The 17,515-nt window shown below is 58.6% G+C and carries 19 protein-coding genes; 10 read left to right on the top strand and 9 right to left on the bottom strand.

From position 1 onward, the window contains the following. Position 1: 1 nt before the first annotated feature. The 3 genes from ACA069_RS22520 to ACA069_RS22530 all read right to left on the bottom strand — a co-directional run bounded on the left by ACA069_RS22520 (position 2) and on the right by ACA069_RS22530 (position 2,779). Positions 2 to 670 (bottom strand): class I SAM-dependent methyltransferase, encoded by a 669-nt coding sequence (locus ACA069_RS22520; protein ID WP_187678153.1) that lies wholly within the window; start codon positions 668 to 670, stop codon positions 2 to 4. 161 nt (positions 671 to 831) lie between these two features. Continuing rightward, positions 832 to 2,106 carry a sensor histidine kinase gene (locus tag ACA069_RS22525; protein ID WP_497615245.1) on the bottom strand — a complete coding sequence of 425 codons (1,275 nt, stop codon included), beginning with the start codon at positions 2,104 to 2,106 and terminating at the stop codon, positions 832 to 834. After that, positions 2,096 to 2,779 carry a response regulator transcription factor gene (locus tag ACA069_RS22530; RefSeq protein ID WP_497615246.1) on the bottom strand — a complete coding sequence of 228 codons (684 nt, stop codon included), beginning with the start codon at positions 2,777 to 2,779 and terminating at the stop codon, positions 2,096 to 2,098. Before ACA069_RS22530 ends, ACA069_RS22525 begins: the two co-directional genes overlap by 11 nt. A 219-nt stretch (positions 2,780 to 2,998) precedes the next feature. Here ACA069_RS22530 and ACA069_RS22535 point away from each other — a divergent pair, with 219 nt between their 5' ends. After that, on the top strand, positions 2,999 to 3,742 hold the full coding sequence (locus ACA069_RS22535; RefSeq protein ID WP_497615247.1) for a phosphatase PAP2 family protein: 744 nt from the start codon (positions 2,999 to 3,001) through the stop codon (positions 3,740 to 3,742). Between the two features lie 192 nt (positions 3,743 to 3,934). Here the strand turns inward: ACA069_RS22535 and groL are convergent, their stop codons facing one another. From groL to ACA069_RS22555, 4 genes are all read right to left on the bottom strand, one after another. Then, the gene (gene groL / locus ACA069_RS22540) at positions 3,935 to 5,581 is read right to left on the bottom strand and encodes a chaperonin GroEL (protein WP_489878835.1); all 1,647 of its coding nucleotides are present in this window, start codon (positions 5,579 to 5,581) and stop codon (positions 3,935 to 3,937) included. 49 nt (positions 5,582 to 5,630) lie between these two features. Further along, positions 5,631 to 5,924: a co-chaperone GroES gene (locus ACA069_RS22545; RefSeq protein ID WP_003227685.1), complete on the bottom strand. Its 294-nt coding sequence runs from the start codon at positions 5,922 to 5,924 to the stop codon at positions 5,631 to 5,633. A gap of 260 nt (positions 5,925 to 6,184) precedes the next feature. Next, on the bottom strand, positions 6,185 to 6,661 hold the full coding sequence (locus tag ACA069_RS22550; protein ID WP_187678159.1) for an FxsA family protein: 477 nt from the start codon (positions 6,659 to 6,661) through the stop codon (positions 6,185 to 6,187). Between the two features lie 65 nt (positions 6,662 to 6,726). Next, positions 6,727 to 7,458, bottom strand: a complete 732-nt coding sequence (locus ACA069_RS22555; RefSeq protein WP_497615248.1) for a HugZ family pyridoxamine 5'-phosphate oxidase — start codon at positions 7,456 to 7,458, stop codon at positions 6,727 to 6,729. Positions 7,459 to 7,621: 163 nt separating this feature from the next. Here ACA069_RS22555 and ACA069_RS22560 point away from each other — a divergent pair, with 163 nt between their 5' ends. Further along, a complete protein-coding gene (locus ACA069_RS22560) occupies positions 7,622 to 8,380 on the top strand; it encodes an SDR family oxidoreductase (RefSeq protein ID WP_401218582.1) in 759 nt (252 codons plus the stop codon). 129 nt (positions 8,381 to 8,509) lie between these two features. Here ACA069_RS22560 and apbC read toward each other — a convergent pair whose 3' ends face one another. Further along, the gene (gene apbC / locus ACA069_RS22565; RefSeq protein ID WP_187678162.1) at positions 8,510 to 9,604 is read right to left on the bottom strand and encodes an iron-sulfur cluster carrier protein ApbC; all 1,095 of its coding nucleotides are present in this window, start codon (positions 9,602 to 9,604) and stop codon (positions 8,510 to 8,512) included. A 155-nt stretch (positions 9,605 to 9,759) separates the two neighbouring features. On the opposite strand from apbC, the gene metG reads away from it, so the two are divergent. From metG to ACA069_RS22605, 8 genes are all read left to right on the top strand, one after another. After that, positions 9,760 to 11,811 carry a methionine--tRNA ligase gene (gene metG, locus ACA069_RS22570; RefSeq protein ID WP_497615249.1) on the top strand — a complete coding sequence of 684 codons (2,052 nt, stop codon included), beginning with the start codon at positions 9,760 to 9,762 and terminating at the stop codon, positions 11,809 to 11,811. 131 nt (positions 11,812 to 11,942) lie between these two features. Next, complete coding sequence (locus ACA069_RS22575) at positions 11,943 to 12,512, top strand: electron transport complex protein RnfA (RefSeq protein ID WP_497615250.1); 570 nt, start codon at positions 11,943 to 11,945, stop codon at positions 12,510 to 12,512. Beyond that, positions 12,509 to 13,717, top strand: coding sequence for an electron transport complex subunit RsxB (rsxB, locus tag ACA069_RS22580; RefSeq protein WP_497615251.1), 1,209 nt, complete (start codon positions 12,509 to 12,511; stop codon positions 13,715 to 13,717). Before ACA069_RS22575 ends, rsxB begins: the two co-directional genes overlap by 4 nt. Then, positions 13,704 to 14,687 (top strand): RnfABCDGE type electron transport complex subunit D, encoded by a 984-nt coding sequence (locus tag ACA069_RS22585; protein WP_187678166.1) that lies wholly within the window; start codon positions 13,704 to 13,706, stop codon positions 14,685 to 14,687. The genes rsxB and ACA069_RS22585 overlap by 14 nt, the downstream gene beginning before the upstream one ends. After that, positions 14,684 to 15,289, top strand: coding sequence for an RnfABCDGE type electron transport complex subunit G (locus ACA069_RS22590; RefSeq protein ID WP_497615252.1), 606 nt, complete (start codon positions 14,684 to 14,686; stop codon positions 15,287 to 15,289). The genes ACA069_RS22585 and ACA069_RS22590 overlap by 4 nt, the downstream gene beginning before the upstream one ends. Beyond that, positions 15,286 to 15,855 carry an Rnf-Nqr domain containing protein gene (locus ACA069_RS22595; RefSeq protein WP_497615253.1) on the top strand — a complete coding sequence of 190 codons (570 nt, stop codon included), beginning with the start codon at positions 15,286 to 15,288 and terminating at the stop codon, positions 15,853 to 15,855. The genes ACA069_RS22590 and ACA069_RS22595 overlap by 4 nt, the downstream gene beginning before the upstream one ends. Continuing rightward, entirely contained in the window at positions 15,852 to 16,490 is a 639-nt protein-coding gene (gene nth, locus ACA069_RS22600; RefSeq protein ID WP_187678169.1) for an endonuclease III, read from the top strand. The genes ACA069_RS22595 and nth overlap by 4 nt, the downstream gene beginning before the upstream one ends. A gap of 106 nt (positions 16,491 to 16,596) precedes the next feature. Next, a complete protein-coding gene (locus tag ACA069_RS22605; protein WP_401272110.1) occupies positions 16,597 to 16,776 on the top strand; it encodes a PA3496 family putative envelope integrity protein in 180 nt (59 codons plus the stop codon). Between the two features lie 89 nt (positions 16,777 to 16,865). Here ACA069_RS22605 and ACA069_RS22610 read toward each other — a convergent pair whose 3' ends face one another. Then, a complete protein-coding gene (locus ACA069_RS22610) occupies positions 16,866 to 17,492 on the bottom strand; it encodes a response regulator (RefSeq protein WP_497615254.1) in 627 nt (208 codons plus the stop codon). Positions 17,493 to 17,515 lie beyond the last annotated feature (23 nt).

A 17,515-nucleotide genomic window follows, 5' to 3' on the forward strand; every position in this document is an offset into this window, starting at 1 on the left:
GTTACCTCTTGCGTAATACGTAAACCCGCCACATCGCATAGAGCGGAATAAAGTCCAGTTGTTCCTGAATGCGGAAACCCGCTTCTTCAAATTCTTTTTCGACTGTTGCCGCCGGTAACAAAAAGCGATTCTGGTAATCGCGGTTGGGACGATCCTTCTCCGCACGCTTGCGTTTCCAGGCTTTGAAATTGCCGTCGACCCACAATGAAACGATGACGCTGTCACGGGTTACGCGTTCGAATTCGCGAAGAATCGCCCGGCGGTGCTCGGCCTCACCGATGTGATGAAGCAAACGCATGCAGAAAATGCTGTCGACGGCGTTATCCGGCAAGGCAATGTCGAACGCAGAAGTGTGCAAAGGTTGTACCCGTTTCACCACTTCTGCCGGTTGTCCTTCCATCGCCGTCTTGATCATCGATTCGGAATTGTCCGCACCGATGATCACCCGGTTGGGTTTTTCCGCCAGTAACGGCCAGAAACGTCCGGCGCCGCACGGCAAATCCAGCACCAGGCCGGGTTCGCCGGCCAGCGCCAGCGCCTTGCGGGCCAGCTGTTCGTCACGCAAATGAGACAGGCGACGCCCCAGGCTTGCCTTATGCTTGCGCAAATATTTCTGCGCATGTTGATCGTCGTACTTTTCGGAAAAATCGAGTTTGATCGGGCCGGTCATCATCTGGACTCCTGAATGACTGATGACACCACCTTAAGGAGCGGCATGTCAGCGTCAGGTCATCCAGTTGTGAAAATTTTGTCAGGTAAACCGGCAAATTATTACAGCGTTATACAGGATTTGGACAGGTTGGCGGGAGTAGCATGGAGCCACTATTTGCGTCAGATTTTGCCGAGATCTACCTCGAAGCGGCAGCCATTGGGCTCCATCGTACTTAAACTGACAATCCAGCCCTGGTTTTCGCAGATACGCTGCACCAGCGACAAGCCAAGCCCCAGGCCTTCGCCGCGCTTTTCACTGCCACGGACAAACGGCTCGAACATCGCCTCGCGTTTCTCCTCGGGAATGCCCACGCCAGAGTCCTCGACCACAAACCCGTTGGCGCTGAGCGTCAGGCGAATGAAACCCTGCTCGGTGTAATGGCAAGCATTGCGCAACAGGTTACCCATCACCGCCGTCAGCAACGTCGCGTTGTAGCAGGTCGCGGCGGGGTTGCCGGCTTCAAACTGCAAATTCAAACCTTTGCTTTCGATCGGTTCGCGCCAGACACACAGCAGGCTGTCAGCCACTTGGGCAATATTCTGTTGCGGCGCCGCCCCCGCGTCTTCGCGCTGGGCACGGGCGAGCATCAGGAAGGTTTGCACCAGTTCACGCATCTCCTCACTGGCCCGGGCAATACGCTCGACCTGTGAGCGACCGCGTTGATCGATCGCCGGGTTTTCCAGCAGCAACTCGCAAGAGCTGGCCAACACCATCAGCGGTGTGCGCAATTCGTGACTGACATCGCTGGTGAACAGCCGTTCGCGGGTCAATGCCTGACGCAAACGCCCCAGCGTGGCGTCGAACGCCACGGCCAGTTCTCCGACTTCATCAGCCGCATAGTCCGGCGCCAGTGGGGGTGCCAGCCCCAGCAGTTGATCGCGATGGCGAACCTGCCGAGCCAGCCGCACCACCGGCGCCATCACTTTGCGCGCAAGCACCCAGCCGAGGAATACCGCCAACGCCAGACTGAGCACAAAACCCACCAGCACCACGGCAAACAACACGCGCTCGCGTTCTTCGAAATCGCTTTGGTCCTGCAGCAGCACATAACGCCGACCATCGACGATTTCGACCATCGCGTGATACGACAGCTGCTCGCGGAACACTTCGTGGAACCCCGCATCGAGATGCCGCAGATCCTTGGGCAAGTCGAAATCGCCCGGGCCGCCGCTGAAATAGAACAACTGGTCCGGCTCTGGGCGATGGCTCCAGTCCGAGACATTGTCCATCAGCAACAGACGCTGCAAATCGCCGCCCAGCCCCGCTGAAATCAGTTTTTCCTCTACCAGATGCACCGTCGCGACGATACCCATGGCGAATGCACCGGCCACCAGTGCGCTCATCAGCGCGAAAGCAATGATGATCCGCTGGGAAAGGCTTTGCTTAAACTCCATCACGGCCCTCGGCCAAGCGGTAACCCACGCCGTGCACGGTGTGCAGCAGTGGCTTGGCGAACGGTTTGTCGATCACCTGACGCAATTGGTGGACATGACTGCGCAGGCTGTCGCTGTCCGGGCAGTCATCTCCCCACAGCGCTTCTTCAAGAATTTCCCGGCGCAGCACGTGTGGGCTTTTCTGCATCAACACCGCGAGCAGCTTGAGCCCCACAGGGTTGAGTTTCAGAAACTTGCCTTCACGCGTCACTTCCAGAGTGTCGAGGTCGTAGCTCAGATCACCGACCTGCAATGCCCGACGCCCGCCGCCCTGGGTACGACGCATTACCGCTTCCACCCGCGCGGCCAGTTCGGACAAAGCGAATGGCTTGATCAGGTAATCGTCCGCCCCGGACTTGAAGCCCTGCAAACGGTCGTCCAGTTGATCGCGGGCCGTGAGCATGATCACCGGGGTGTCGCGGCGGGCATCTTCGCGCAGGCGTTTGCACAGCGTGTAGCCGTCAATGCCGGGCAGCATGATGTCGAGCACGATCAGGTCGTAATGCTCGGTGGCCGCCAGATGCAGGCCCGACAGTCCGTCCTGGGCGCAATCGACGGTATAGCCCTTGAGCCCAAAGTAATCGGCCAGATTGGCCAGGATATCGCGGTTGTCTTCGACCAATAGAATTCGCATGGGCACCTCCTCCGTACACGGTAACGGCCGTCGTGGCCCGCGCAGCTTACGGCCAAGTGTGGCTCAGGGCTAGGCGTGTGTAGGGTTGTTTATCGATAAAGATACGGATTGCGCCGGCCAACGTTTTTTTCACTTTCGGTTAACAAATCAGCAACGCCATCACGCGCAGACTCCGCGCAATTGCGCTCATCGAACCCACTTACCGACCAAGGAATTGCCATGGTGTCGACCTCTGCCCGTCCTGTTTCAAGGCCGCTGAATCTCTGGCTGTGCCTGGGCATTCCCGCCTTCGCGGCGTTGATTCTGGTGCTGCTGGAACTGACCGATCTGGACATGGATCTGGCCCGGCTGTTTTACGACCCGGTCGCGGGCGACTTCATCGGCCGCCACAGTTTCTTCCTTGAAGACATCCTGCATGACCGCGCCAAGCAGGTGGTGATCGCTTTTTCAGTGTTTGCCATTCTCGGCTTCATCGGTTCGTTTTTCATCGAGCGGCTGAAACCGTTCAAACGCGAGTTGGGCTGCCTGGTGCTCTCGCTCGGTTTGGCCACTTCATTCGTGACACCGGTCAAAGCGGTGACAGCCGTGCAATGCCCATGGAGCCTGGAGCAATTCGGCGGCCATGAAACCTATAGCAAACTGCTCGACCATCGCCCGCCTACCGACAAGCCTGGCCGTTGCTGGCCCGGCGGTCATGCAGCCACGGGGTTCACTTTGTTTGCGCTGTTCTTTGTGCTGCGTGACCGGCGTCCGCGTCTGGCCAGACAAGCGTTCATCTTTGCCTTTGCACTGGGTTCGGTGTTCTCGATCAGCCGGATGATGCAGGGCGCGCACTTCTTTTCGCACAACGTGTGGACGGCGATCTTCTGCTGGCTGATTTGTCTGGGATCGTATTACTGGGTGCTGTATCGCCCGGCGGTGAAAGCGGATGCAGTAGTAAAAGCACAACCTGTCAGCGCCTGAAACACAGATCCAAATGTGGGAGCGAGCCTGCTCGCGAATGCGATGTGTTATTCAGCATTCATGCTGACTGATTCGACGCCTTCGCGAGCAGGCTCGCTCCCACAGGGTTTGGTGCAAAGCTTAAATTCGGACAATAAAAAACCCCGCCAGCTTATCGCAGGCGGGGTTTTGCGTTACGGGGGTAAGGCTGGCTTACATCATGCCGCCCATGCCACCCATGCCGCCCATGTCTGGCATGCCACCACCAGCGCCACCGTCTTTCTTCGGTGCGTCGGCAATTGCAGCTTCGGTGGTCAGGATCAGACCGCCGATCGACGATGCAGCTTGCAGAGCGGAACGGGTCACCTTGGTTGGGTCCAGGATGCCCATTTCGATCATGTCGCCGTATTCGCCAGTCGCAGCGTTGTAACCGAAGTTACCTTTGCCGTTCTTGACTTCGTTGACCACAACGCTTGGCTCGTCACCGCTGTTGGCAGCGATCTGGCGCATCGGTGCTTCAACAGCACGACGCAGAACAGCGATACCCACGTCCTGATCAGCGTTTTCGCCTTTCAGGTCCAGGATGGCTTCCAGAGCACGGATCAGCGCAACGCCACCGCCAGGTACCACGCCTTCTTCAACGGCTGCGCGGGTTGCGTGCAGGGCGTCTTCAACGCGGGCTTTCTTCTCTTTCATTTCAACTTCGGAACCAGCGCCAACCTTGATCACTGCAACGCCGCCGGACAGCTTGGCCAGACGCTCTTGCAGTTTTTCACGGTCGTAGTCGGACGAAGTTTCGCCAACCTGAGCACGGATCTGAGCGATACGCGCCTGGATGTCGGCTTCTACGCCAGCACCGTCAACGATGATGGTGGCTTCCTTGGTGATGGTCACGCGCTTGGCGCTGCCCAGGTTTTCCAGGGTGGCGCTTTCCAGGCTCAGGCCGATCTCTTCGGAGATAACGGTACCGCCGGTCAGAACGGCGATGTCCTGCAGCATGGCCTTGCGACGGTCGCCGAAGCCTGGAGCCTTGACGGCTGCAACCTTGACGATGCCACGCATGTTGTTCACTACCAGAGTCGCCAGGGCTTCGCCTTCAACGTCTTCCGATACGATCAGCAGTGGACGGCCGGCTTTGGCAACGGCTTCCAGTACTGGCAGCATTTCGCGGATGTTCGAGATCTTTTTGTCGACCAGCAGGATCAGCGGGCTGTCCAGCTCGGCAACCATGGTTTCCGGCTTGTTGACGAAGTACGGGGACAGGTAGCCACGGTCGAACTGCATGCCTTCTACAACCGACAGTTCGTTTTCCAGGCCAGTGCCTTCTTCAACGGTGATCACGCCTTCTTTACCGACTTTTTCCATCGCTTCGGCAATGATGTCGCCGATGGAGCTGTCGGAGTTGGCCGAGATGGTGCCGACCTGAGCGATGGCCTTGGTGTCAGCGCATGGCTTGGACAGGTTTTTCAGCTCTTTGACAATGGCGATGGTCGCCTTGTCGATGCCGCGCTTGAGGTCCATCGGGTTCATGCCGGCAGCGACGGCTTTCAGGCCTTCGTTGACGATCGACTGAGCCAGAACGGTAGCGGTGGTAGTACCGTCACCGGCGTCATCGTTGGCACGGGAGGCAACGTCTTTGACCAGCTGCGCGCCCATGTTTTCGAAACGGTCTTCGAGTTCGATTTCTTTGGCGACGGAAACGCCGTCCTTGGTGATGGTCGGAGCGCCGAAGCTCTTCTCGATGATCACGTTACGGCCTTTCGGGCCCAGGGTCGCTTTCACTGCGTCAGCCAGGATGTTGACGCCCTTGAGCATTTTCTTACGGGCGGAATCGCCAAACAGAACTTCTTTAGCAGCCATGATCGATATTCCTTAAATACTTTGTAGTAGCGGGAAAATGAGCGGGAAATCAGCCTTCCAGTACAGCGAGAATCTCGTTCTCAGCCATTACCAGCAGGTCTTCGCCGTCGACTTTCACAGTGTTGCTGCCGGAGTAAGGACCGAACACAACCTTGTCGCCGACTTTAACGGCCAGCGCACGTACTTCACCGTTTTCCAGAGTCTTGCCTGGGCCTGCAGCGACAATCACACCGTGGTTGGCTTTTTCAGCAGCCGAACCTGGCAGGACGATACCGCCAGCGGTTTTCTTTTCTTCTTCGCTGCGACGGATAACGACGCGGTCATGCAGAGGACGAAGCTTCATTGTCGATCTCTCCTAATTGTGGTTTTCATCGGCCGGTGTAGTCCCGGCGGGTTTAACAAATCCGGCCTGCGCCGGTTGCGATTCGTCGAGCGAACCGCGGAAGTCTGTCCGACTCGAATGTCGGAAACCTTTCGGTGACCGTTACATAGGGGCGCATAAGCTTATTACAAGGGCGCAGCTAAAAAAATTTCGCAGTTGCTCGTCGTAAAAGGAGCGCAAAAACGAGCACGGCACCCGAAGGTGCCGTGTCGATGCAGACGTTATTTGGTGTCGCGGTGTTCGAACTCGCCTTCGATCACATCACCTTCGCGGCCAATAGGCTCGCGCGGTGCAGGACCGCCACGGGGTTGCAGGTCGTCAGCAAAGGCACGCTGACGCATGGCCTGATCTTCGGCGCGCTGACGCATTTTGTTCGCCAGCAGACGACGGGTGAACGGCAGCAGCATCACCAGACCGACCACGTCGCTGATGAAGCCAGGCAGGATCAACAGGCCACCGGCCAGTGCCAGCATCAGGCCTTCAAGCATGGTTTGCGCAGGCAGTTCGCCGCGGTTCAGGCTTTCACGGGCACGCAGTGCGGTGGCCAGACCGGCGACGCGCAGCACGAACACACCGAACATCGAGCCGAGAATGATCAGCAGCAGGGCCGGGAAAAACCCGATAGACCCTGCCACTTTGACGAATACGAACAGCTCCAGCACCGGAAACAGCAGAAAGAGCAACAAAAAAGGGCGCATCAAAGATTCCTCAACGCAAGAAATGCCTTGCAGTAAGCCTTAGATGACGTCGCCCTTTCGTGAATTCAAGCGTCGACCCCTGCATTTTTTGGCCAAACCTCTGCGTGAGCCAGAGAAACCAAGGCTTCGCGCACTTGTATCGGCGTATGACATGGCGCTTGAAACGGTAGCCAGTACAGCGCCTGACCGATGCGCAGGTGCATGCCTTCGCTGTCGATCCCGGCCAGTTGCGCCGGCTCGGTTTTCGGCAGCCCGGCCAAATCGACGTAGTGCGCGATGGCCTTGGCGTGGTCGCTGTTCATGTGCTCGACCATGCTGATCTCGGCTTTGCCGGCAAACGGGTTGGCCAGGGTCAGTTGATCAATCCAGTGAATCGCACCAAAACCGCCGATATAGCGATGGCGCACCGGGTTCAGTACCCAGAAATCGAAGTCGTGGGCCTTGTGGTAGTTCTTTGAATCCGGGAAATAGCGGTAGTAACGCTGCGCCGCCGCTTCGATGGCCGCCGGGTCTTCGAGCTTTTGCGCCTCAGCCAGATACGTCAGGCGACCAACGGCTTGTACGTCGTCGGCCTCACGTTCGCCCACCAACATCGAGCATTTCGGGTCTTTTTGCAGATTGTGGGTGTGCTGGGCGATACGGCTGATCAGGATCAGCGGCCGGCCCTGCTCGTCCAGGCAATACGGCACGACGGAGCCAAAGGGGAAACCGGGCATCGATTTGGAGTGGGTCGACAGCACGCCCCGGTATTCCTTGAGAAGCAATTCTCGGGCATTCTTGGCCGCTTCAACGCTCAATTTATGACTCCTTAATTAGAATCCGTCGAAAAAACGGACAGGTGCCTTGGATACGTTCCAGTCACCTTCGGGGCAATTCTCATGTGCAGCCAGGCCATGTCGGGTGCAGATCGAGAGGCTCTCTAAAAGGACCACCACTCTGACCTGCTATCGGGGCATGCGAATGCAACTCAACGACAAAGTAATCATTATCACTGGCGGTTGCCAAGGTCTGGGCCGCTCGATGGCCGAGTATTTCGCCGGCAAAGGCGCGAAGCTGGCCTTGGTCGATCTGAACCAGGAAAAACTCGACGACGCGGTGGCCGCCTGCAAAGCCAAGGGCGTCGAGGCGCGCAGCTATCTGTGCAACGTCGCCAATGAAGAACAGGTCGAGCACATGGTTGCTCAGGTCGCCGCCGACTTTGGTGCGATCCACGGTTTGATCAACAACGCCGGGATTCTGCGTGACGGACTGCTGCTCAAGGTCAAGGACGGCGAAATGACCAAGATGAGCCTGGCCCAGTGGCAGGCGGTGATCGACGTCAACCTGACCGGCGTGTTCCTGTGCACCCGTGAAGTGGCAGCAAAAATGGTCGAGCTGAAAAACAGCGGCGCAATCATCAACATCTCGTCGATCTCCCGCGCGGGCAACGTTGGCCAGACCAATTACTCAGCCGCCAAGGCTGGCGTAGCGGCGGCCACCGTGACCTGGGCCAAGGAGCTGGCGCGGTATGGCATTCGTGTGGCGGGCATTGCCCCGGGCTTCATCGAAACCGAGATGACCCTGGGCATGAAGCCCGAAGCGCTGGAGAAGATGACCGCGGGCATCCCGCTCAAGCGCATGGGCAAGCCGGAAGAGATCGCCCATTCGGCGGCGTACATCTTCGAGAACGACTACTACACCGGGCGGATTCTGGAGATGGATGGCGGGTTGCGAATCTAAACACACCACAAAACCAAATGTAGGAGTGAGCCTGCTCGCGATGCAGTAGTCCATTCAACACATCCGTTGAATGTTAATCCGCCATCGCGAGCAGGCTCACTCCTACAGATTTTCAGCGTGGCCGATTTATCAATCGTCGCTGATGGTGATATTCGGCATCGCCGGCGTTGCCGCTTCCTGCAAGACAATCCGCGCGCCGACATGGCGGGCCAGTTCCTGATAGACCATGGCAATCTGGCTGTCCGGTTCGGCGATTACCGTTGGTTTGCCGCCATCGGCCTGCTCGCGGATCAGCATCGACAACGGCAGCGAAGCCAGCAGTTCGACGCCGTATTGAGTCGCCAGCTTCTCACCACCGCCCTCACCGAACAGATGCTCGGCATGGCCGCAGTTCGAGCAGATGTGCACAGCCATGTTTTCAACCACACCGAGCACCGGGATGTTGACCTTGCGGAACATCTCCACGCCTTTGCGCGCGTCGAGCAGCGCCAGATCCTGCGGGGTGGTGACGATCACGGCGCCAGCCACCGGGACTTTCTGCGCCAGAGTCAGCTGGATGTCACCGGTACCTGGCGGCATGTCGATGACCAGATAATCCAGATCGCCCCACGCGGTTTGCGTGACCAGTTGCAGCAGCGCGCCGGAAACCATCGGCCCGCGCCAGACCATCGGCGTGTTGTCGTCGGTCAGGAATGCCATCGACATGACTTCGACGCCATGGGCCTTGAGTGGCACGAACCATTTCTGATCCTTGACCTCTGGGCGAGTGCGCTCGGGGATGCCAAACATGATGCCCTGGCTCGGGCCATAGATATCGGCGTCGAGAATCCCGACCTTGGCGCCTTCACGGGCCAATGCCAGTGCGAGGTTGGCCGCAGTGGTCGATTTGCCCACACCGCCCTTGCCCGATGCCACGGCGACCACGTTCTTGACGTTGGCCAGGCCCGGAATCTGCGCCTGGGCCTTGTGCGCGGCGATCACGCTGTTGACTTCAACCCTGGCGATCACCACGCCGTCGATGTTTTCGATGGCCAGTTGCAGCAATTGCGCCCAGCCGCTCTTGAACAGACCGGCGGCATAACCGATTTCCAGTTGTACGTTGACGCGATCACCGATGATCTCGATGTTTTTCACGCAACCGGCGCTGACCGGGTCCTGGTTCAGGTAAGGGTCAGTGTATTGGCTGAGGACGGCTTCCACCGCTGCGCGAGTGACGGCACTCATGGGCAACTCCGATAACAAGACTGGGAAAAGATGGCCGCTATCCTACCCCTTCTATCCTCCGGACGGCATGCCCGGCAACGATTTGCAGGGGTGAAATATCTTGGCCGGCGCTTTATAGTGGCCGACCTCCGTTTCATCAAGTAGCGAAGCCCCACATGTCCGAACCACGCAAGATCCTCGTCACCAGCGCCCTGCCCTACGCCAACGGTTCGATTCACCTTGGCCACATGCTGGAATACATCCAGACCGATATGTGGGTGCGCTTCCAGAAGCATCGCGGCAATCAATGCATTTATGTCTGCGCCGACGACGCCCACGGTTCGGCGATCATGCTGCGCGCGGAAAAGGAAGGCATCACCCCGGAACAACTGATCGCCAACGTGCAGGCTGAACACAGCGCCGACTTTGCCGAGTTCCTGGTCGACTTCGACAACTTCCACTCCACTCACGCCGAAGAAAACCGTGAGCTGTCGAGCCAGATCTATCTCAAGCTGCGTGACGCCGGGCACATCGCCCAACGCTCGATCACCCAGTATTTCGACCCGGAAAAGAAAATGTTCCTGGCCGACCGCTTCATCAAGGGCACCTGCCCGAAATGCGGCACCGAAGACCAGTACGGCGACAACTGCGAAAAATGCGGTGCGACCTACGCACCAACCGACCTGAAGGATCCGAAGTCGGCAATCTCCGGCGCCACCCCGGTGCTCAAGGATTCCCAGCACTTCTTCTTCAAGCTCCCGGACTTCCAGGAAATGCTGCAGGCATGGACCCGCAGCGGCACCCTGCAAGACGCCGTAGCCAACAAGATCGCCGAGTGGCTGGACGCTGGCCTGCAACAGTGGGACATCTCCCGCGATGCGCCGTACTTCGGTTTCGAGATCCCGGACGAGCCGGGCAAATATTTCTACGTGTGGCTGGATGCGCCGATCGGCTACATGGCCAGCTTCAAGAACCTTTGCGACCGCACGCCTGAGCTGGACTTCGACGCGTTCTGGGGCAAGGACTCCACCGCCGAGCTGTACCACTTCATCGGCAAGGACATCGTCAACTTCCATGCGCTGTTCTGGCCAGCGATGCTCGAAGGTGCGGGCTACCGCAAGCCAACCGGCATCAACGTGCATGGTTACCTGACCGTCAACGGTCAGAAGATGTCCAAGTCCCGCGGCACCTTCATCAAGGCCCGTACTTACCTTGATCACCTGTCGCCGGAATACCTGCGCTACTACTACGCGGCCAAACTGGGCCGTGGCGTCGATGACCTCGACCTGAACCTCGAAGACTTCGTGCAGAAGGTCAACTCTGACCTGGTCGGCAAAGTGGTCAACATCGCCAGCCGTTGCGCCGGCTTCATTCAGAAAGGCAACACCGGCCTGCTGGTCGACAACAATGCCGCGCCAGAGCTGACCGAGGCCTTCCTCGCCGCCGCGCCAAGCATTGCCGACGCCTATGAAGCCCGCGACTTCGCCCGTGCCATGCGTGAAACCATGGCCCTGGCCGATCGCGCCAACGCCTGGATCGCCGACAAGGCTCCATGGTCGCTGAACAAGCAGGAAGGCAAGCAGGATGAAGTCCAGGCGATCTGCGCCACCGGCATCAACCTGTTCCGCCAACTGGTGATCTTCCTCAAACCGGTGCTGCCGCTGCTGGCCGCCGATGCCGAGGCGTTCCTCAACGTCGCGCCGCTGACCTGGAACGACCACACCACCCTGCTGGCCAACCATCAGCTCAACGAGTTCAAGCCGCTGATGACCCGCATCGACCCGGTAAAAGTGCAAGCCATGAGCGACGCCTCCAAAGAAGACCTGACCGCCAGCCAGACCGACACCGGTGCCACCGCCCCTGCGGGCAATGGCGAACTGGCCAAGGATCCGCTGTCGGCGGAAATCGACTTCGACACCTTTGCCGCTGTCGACCTGCGCGTCGCGCTGATCGTCAAGGCTGAACACGTGGAAGGCGCCGATAAGCTGCTGCGCCTGACCCTGGACATCGGTGACGAGCAACGCAACGTGTTCTCCGGGATCAAGAGTGCCTACCCGGATCCGTCCAAGCTCGACGGTCGCCTGACCATGATGATCGCCAACCTCAAGCCGCGGAAAATGAAATTCGGTATCTCTGAAGGCATGGTGATGGCGGCAGGTCCTGGCGGTGAAGAAATCTACCTGCTGAGCCCGGACAGCGGCGCCAAGCCGGGTCAGCGCATCAAGTAAGTCTATGCGTTAGATCGATCCCACAGACGTGCTCCGCATGCCTGTGGGATTTTTCATATCTGGCCCACCCTTCGCGGCAGCCGGATAATGCCTAACCTTATGAGACACCCGCCCGTTTCGCCGGCAGAACCATGACCGAACTTGTGCTTACGCTTTTCAGTGCTGCGCTGCTCAACAACTTCGTGTTGCACTGGCCGCTGGGCGTCGATCCGCTGCTGGCTGGCAATCGCCGCCAAGTGCATGCGCTGGGGCTGGCAACGCTGTGCCTGATGGTGGTGGTCGGCGTGTTCAGTTACGCGGCCTGGCACTGGCTGCTGGTGCCGCTGCAACTTGAAGCTCTGCGCCTGTTCGTGTTTCTACCGCTGAGCGTGCTGTTGATCGCGCCGATCCTGAAATTGCTGGCGCGCGGACTGCCCGACTGGCCGTTCGAAAGTTTGTGGCCGCTGTTACTGGGCAATGCCGGCGTGCTCGGCCTGGCGCTGATCAATGCGCAGAACGATCAGGGCCTGTTGCAGGCGACGGCGCTGAGTCTCGGTGCCGGGTTGGGCTTCTGGCTGGTGCTGAGCCTGTTCAGTGATTTGCGCGAACGCAGCGCCGACAACGATATTCCACTGCCCTTTCGCGGTTTGCCGATCGATCTGATCAGCGCCGGACTGATGGCTGTGATTTTTCTCGGATTCAGTGGACTGATCAAAACATGAGTCTGATTAAACGCATCGATGCCCTGCTGCCCCAGACCCAATGCGGCAAATGCGGCCATCCCGGATGCAAACCCTACGCACAAGGCATCGCCGAGGGCGAGCCGATCAACAAGTGCCCGCCGGGCGGTGACGAAACGGTCGCGGCGCTGGCCGAGTTGCTGAAAGTGCCGGTGCTGGAACTGGATATCAGCCGTGGCTCGGCACCGCCCCAAGTCGCCTACATCCGCGAAGCCGAATGCATCGGCTGCACCAAGTGCATTCAGGCCTGCCCGATCGACGCGATCGTTGGCGCCGCCAAATTGATGCACACGGTGATCATCGACGAATGCACCGGTTGCGACCTCTGCGTGGCGCCGTGCCCGGTGGACTGCATCGAAATGCATCCGCTGCCGCTCGGCACGCTGCCGGTGGTCGGTGGCCTGGCCTTCAGCCTTGAAGAACAGCGCGCCCGCGCCGCCAAACGCGATCACGCCCGCCAGCGCTTTGAGCGACGCAACGATCGCTTGCTGCGCGAAGAACAACAGAAGCAGGCTGAGCGAGAGGCTCGAGCGAAAAAAGCGGCGCAACCTGAAGTCACTGCAACTGACCCGGTGCAGGCTGCACTTGAACGTGTGCGCGCGCAGAAAACCGCGACCGCCGATGCCGCGTTGAAAAAAGCCAAGATCGATGTGGCGATGAGCCGCGCACAATTGCATAAATCCCTGAAAGCCTTCGGCCATCCGCCGACTTTTGAGCAGCAGTCGCAATTGATCGTCTTGCAGCAGCAATTCGAAGCGGCCGAACAGGCTCTGGCGAAACTTGAAAGCAACGCCCCCGACGCTCCGGTCGCGCCAGTCCCGGCAAAGGATGCTGATCTGAAACGGGCGAAGATCCAGTTGGCCATGCGCCGCGCCGAGCTGAAAAAGGCCCAGACCGCCAAGGCGCCCGCGCAGCAGATCGCCACGCTGGAACAGGCCCTGCGTGACGCCGAGCAGGCACTGCACGCTGCCGAAGCCGCCAGTGATCAGCCCGTGCCTGACCTCGTACGCGTGGAAAAACATCCGATCGACAGCCAGCTTCGACAGCTGAAAACCGAATTGGCCTACGCCCGCGCCGACCTCAATAAGCTCGAACGCCGCGCCGACACGCCGGGCAAAACCCTCGACAAGGCCCGCGCCCGCCTGCAAGACGCCGAGCGCCAGGTGCAAGACCATGTCGCCCCTTGAGACGCCGGACGATCGCCTGCAACAGGCGATGAAGCTGGTGCTGTTGGCCATGCTGCCGGGGCTGCTGGCGCTGTTCTGGATGTACGGTTGGGGGGTGTTGATCAACTTGTTGTTGGCCGTCGGCGGCGCATTGATCGTCGAGACAGGCGTCACACGCCTGCGCCGACAGCCTTTGCAGCCGACACTGAGCGACGGCAGCGCACTGGTCAGCGCCACACTGCTCGCCGCTGCCCTGCCGCCTTATTGCCCGTGGTGGCTGACGGTGATCGCGATTGCTTCGGGCTTGCTGTTTGGAAAACACCTGTACGGTGGTGTTGGCAAAAACCCATTCAACCCGGCCATGCTCGGTTTTGCGCTGGCCATAGTGATGTTCCCGCAGCCGATGACCCACTGGCCGGCCCAAGGCATGGGGCTGCTCGACACCGTGCAGCAGGTGTTCAATCCAAGTCAGGCTCCTGACGCCTGGGTTCAGGCGACAGCACTGGACAGCCTGCGCATCAACAAAAGCCTGACCATCGATGAACTGTTCGCCGCCAATCCAGCCTTCGGGCGCTTCGGCGGACGTGGCGTGGAATGGGTGAATCTGGCGTTTCTCGCCGGCGGGCTGTTTTTGCTGCAACGGCGGGTGTTCGGCTGGCATGCACCGGTTGGCATGCTTGCCAGTCTGTTTGTGGTCAGTTTGCTGTTCTGGAATGGCTCTGGCTCCGATTCTCACGGCTCGCCACTGTTTCATCTGCTGAGCGGGGCGACCATGCTCGGCGCGTTTTTCATCATCACTGAACCGGTATCCGGGGCAAAAAGCGCACTCGCTCGCCTGCTGTTTGGTGTCGGTGTCGGGCTGCTGACTTACCTGATCCGCACCTGGGGCGGTTACCCGGACGGTGTCGCGTTTGCGGTGTTGCTGATGAATCTCTGCGTGCCGGCGCTGGAGCGTTTTGCCGCAAACCGACAAGCCCAGGTGACCCCATGAACCGCACGACCAGCGTACTCATACTGCTGCTGTTGGCCGGGTTCGGCATCGGTGCGACGTATCTGGTGCAACGCAGCAATGCGCCGCAAATTGCTGCCGAGCAACGTCTGCTCGACAGCCGCAAACTGCTCGATGTGCTCGCTTCAGAAACTTATGACAATCAACCGCTGCAGCAGCCGCTGGCATTGGCCGACATTGCCCTGAGCCACAGCACGCTGAGCGGCGGTTATCGCGCGACCAATGCCGGGCAAACGGTCGCAGTGCTGCTGCGTAGTCAATCGCAGGGTTATGCCGGGAGCATCGAGCTGCTGATTGCCATTGATGCGAGCGGAAAATTGTTGGGCGTGAAAACCCTCAAACAAACCGAAACCCCGGCGCTTGGTGGCGTGATCGGCGACTGGCCTAACATCTGGCTCCAGGCATTCGTTGGCAAATCGAGCAACGAGCCGACGGATTCAGGTTGGGCGTTGAAAAAGGATCAGGGACAATTTGATCAAATGGCCGGTGCGACCATCACGTCCCGCGCGGCGATCAACGCAATCCATGATGCGCTGCGTTACTTCGATGAGCATCGCGCGGCGTTGCTGGGAAGTGGAACATGAATCTGTCGAATGCTCTGATGCTGGTCCTGCTACTTGGCACCACACAAACGTTGGCCGGTGCGCTGGGCACGCTGATGATGTTTGCCACCGTCGTGCTGGTCTATGGCGTCTGCATGGCACCCCTGCGTTCGCGCCTTAACGGTTCAAGTGCGTTGCTGGCAAGCCTGTTGCTCGCCGCTACGTTGACCAGTTGTGTGGAAATTTTTACGCAACGCTTTTATCTGCCCTGGCATCAGAACTTTGGCCTTTATGCTGGCCTGATTGCCTTGCAGTGCGTGGTGCTGGAACAGCATGGATTTTTCCGCCAGACGCGGATCGAACGGCTCAAACTCTGCGGTTTGTTCAGCACATTGATGCTGGTACTCGCTGTAATGCGTGAACTGCTCGGTCATGGCAGCCTCGGTCGCGGACTATCAGAACACTGGCAAGGTCTTGTTTTATTCAGTGAGGGGCTGCACATGGTCACTCTGGTTCCCGGCGCCTTCATCGTATTGGGGCTGCTGCTTGCGGCCCGTCAGGCGTGGACTCGCTCGAACTCAATTCCCAAGGAAACGCATCGCCCATGAATGCCGCAAAACGTCTTGAGATTTTTCGCCGACTGCATGAAGACAATCCCGAGCCGAAAACCGAATTGGCCTACTCCTCGCCCTTCGAATTGCTGATTGCGGTGATTCTCTCGGCGCAGTCGACTGATGTCGGCGTCAACAAGGCGACGGCGAAGTTGTTCCCGATCGCCAACACCCCGGCGGCGATCTATGCGCTGGGTGTCGAAGGCCTTTCCGAATACATCAAGACCATCGGCCTCTACAACAGCAAGGCCAAGAACGTCATCGAGACCTGCCGCATGCTGGTCGAACGCCACAACAGTGAAGTGCCGCAAACGCGTGAAGAGCTGGAGGCCTTGCCCGGCGTAGGCCGAAAGACCGCAAACGTGGTGCTGAATACGGCGTTCCGTCAACTGACCATGGCGGTCGACACGCACATTTTCCGGGTCAGCAACCGCACTGGCATTGCACCGGGCAAAAACGTGGTTGAAGTGGAAAACAAGCTGATGAAATTTGTGCCGAAGGAATTCCTGCTCGACTCCCACCATTGGCTGATTCTTCACGGACGCTACGTTTGCCTGGCGCGCAAGCCACGCTGTGGCAGTTGCAGGATCGAAGACTTGTGCGAGTACAAGGCCAAAACATCGGACGATTGACCGGCTATTAGATTTATTAACTGATCGATTGAAAAAATCTTTTTTACCCGTTGCTGCATTACCGATATAAGGGGCGCCAAAGGCAGTCTTAGCCGGAGTTAACCTTATGAGTAGCGACAAAGAGCAACTGGACGTAGAAGACGACGTTGACACCGCGGACGCTGACGCTGAGGAACCGGTAGTCGAAGTCGCCAAAACCAACCTGAGCAAACGCCGCACTATCGACAATCTGCTGGAAGAGCGCCGACTCCAAAGGCGATTGGCCGATTACGACTTTGATCTCTGACATTTGAAAGCCTCCCGAAATGGAGGCTTTTCACTTTCTGCGACTAACTGAATCAGATCGGCCCATGACCCCGTCAGCTACCGAGACATTCAGACCAGTCCATTACGCTGTGCCAACTCGATCAAGTCCACCAGTGAACGCGCATTGAGTTTGAGCAACAAGCGGGTCTTGTAGGTGCTCACGGTTTTGTTACTCAAAAACATGCCATCGGCGATTTCCTTGTTGGTCTTGCCACGGGCCAACTGTTGCAACACCATCATTTCGCGCCCGGAAAGGCGATCCACCATGTCGGCTTCACTGGCATTACCCAGACTGGTGCGCACTGTATGCAACGCCTGATTGGGGAAATAACTGTAGCCGGAGAGCACGGCCTTGATCGCGCTGAGTAATTCGGTCAGATCCTGCTGTTTACATACATAACCCGCCGCGCCCGACTGCATGCAACGCATTGAAAAATGGCCAGGCGCCTGGGAAGTCAACACCAGCACTTTAATAGGCATGGCAACCGAGGTAAGGCGCGCAATAACTTCCAACCCATCAAGTTTCGGTATTCCAATATCCAGAATGACAATATCCGGCATTTGTTCGCGAGCAAGTTGTAACGCATCCACACCGTTATCTGTTTCTGCAATGACTTCGTAGCCATGACGTTCCATCAGCATAAGTACCGCAAGTCGAATGACGGGGTGGTCATCCACGATCAGCACTTTATTCATGGGCAAGTCCAGTTTCGCTGTTC

The organism is Pseudomonas sp. LBUM1652, assembly GCF_059716105.1.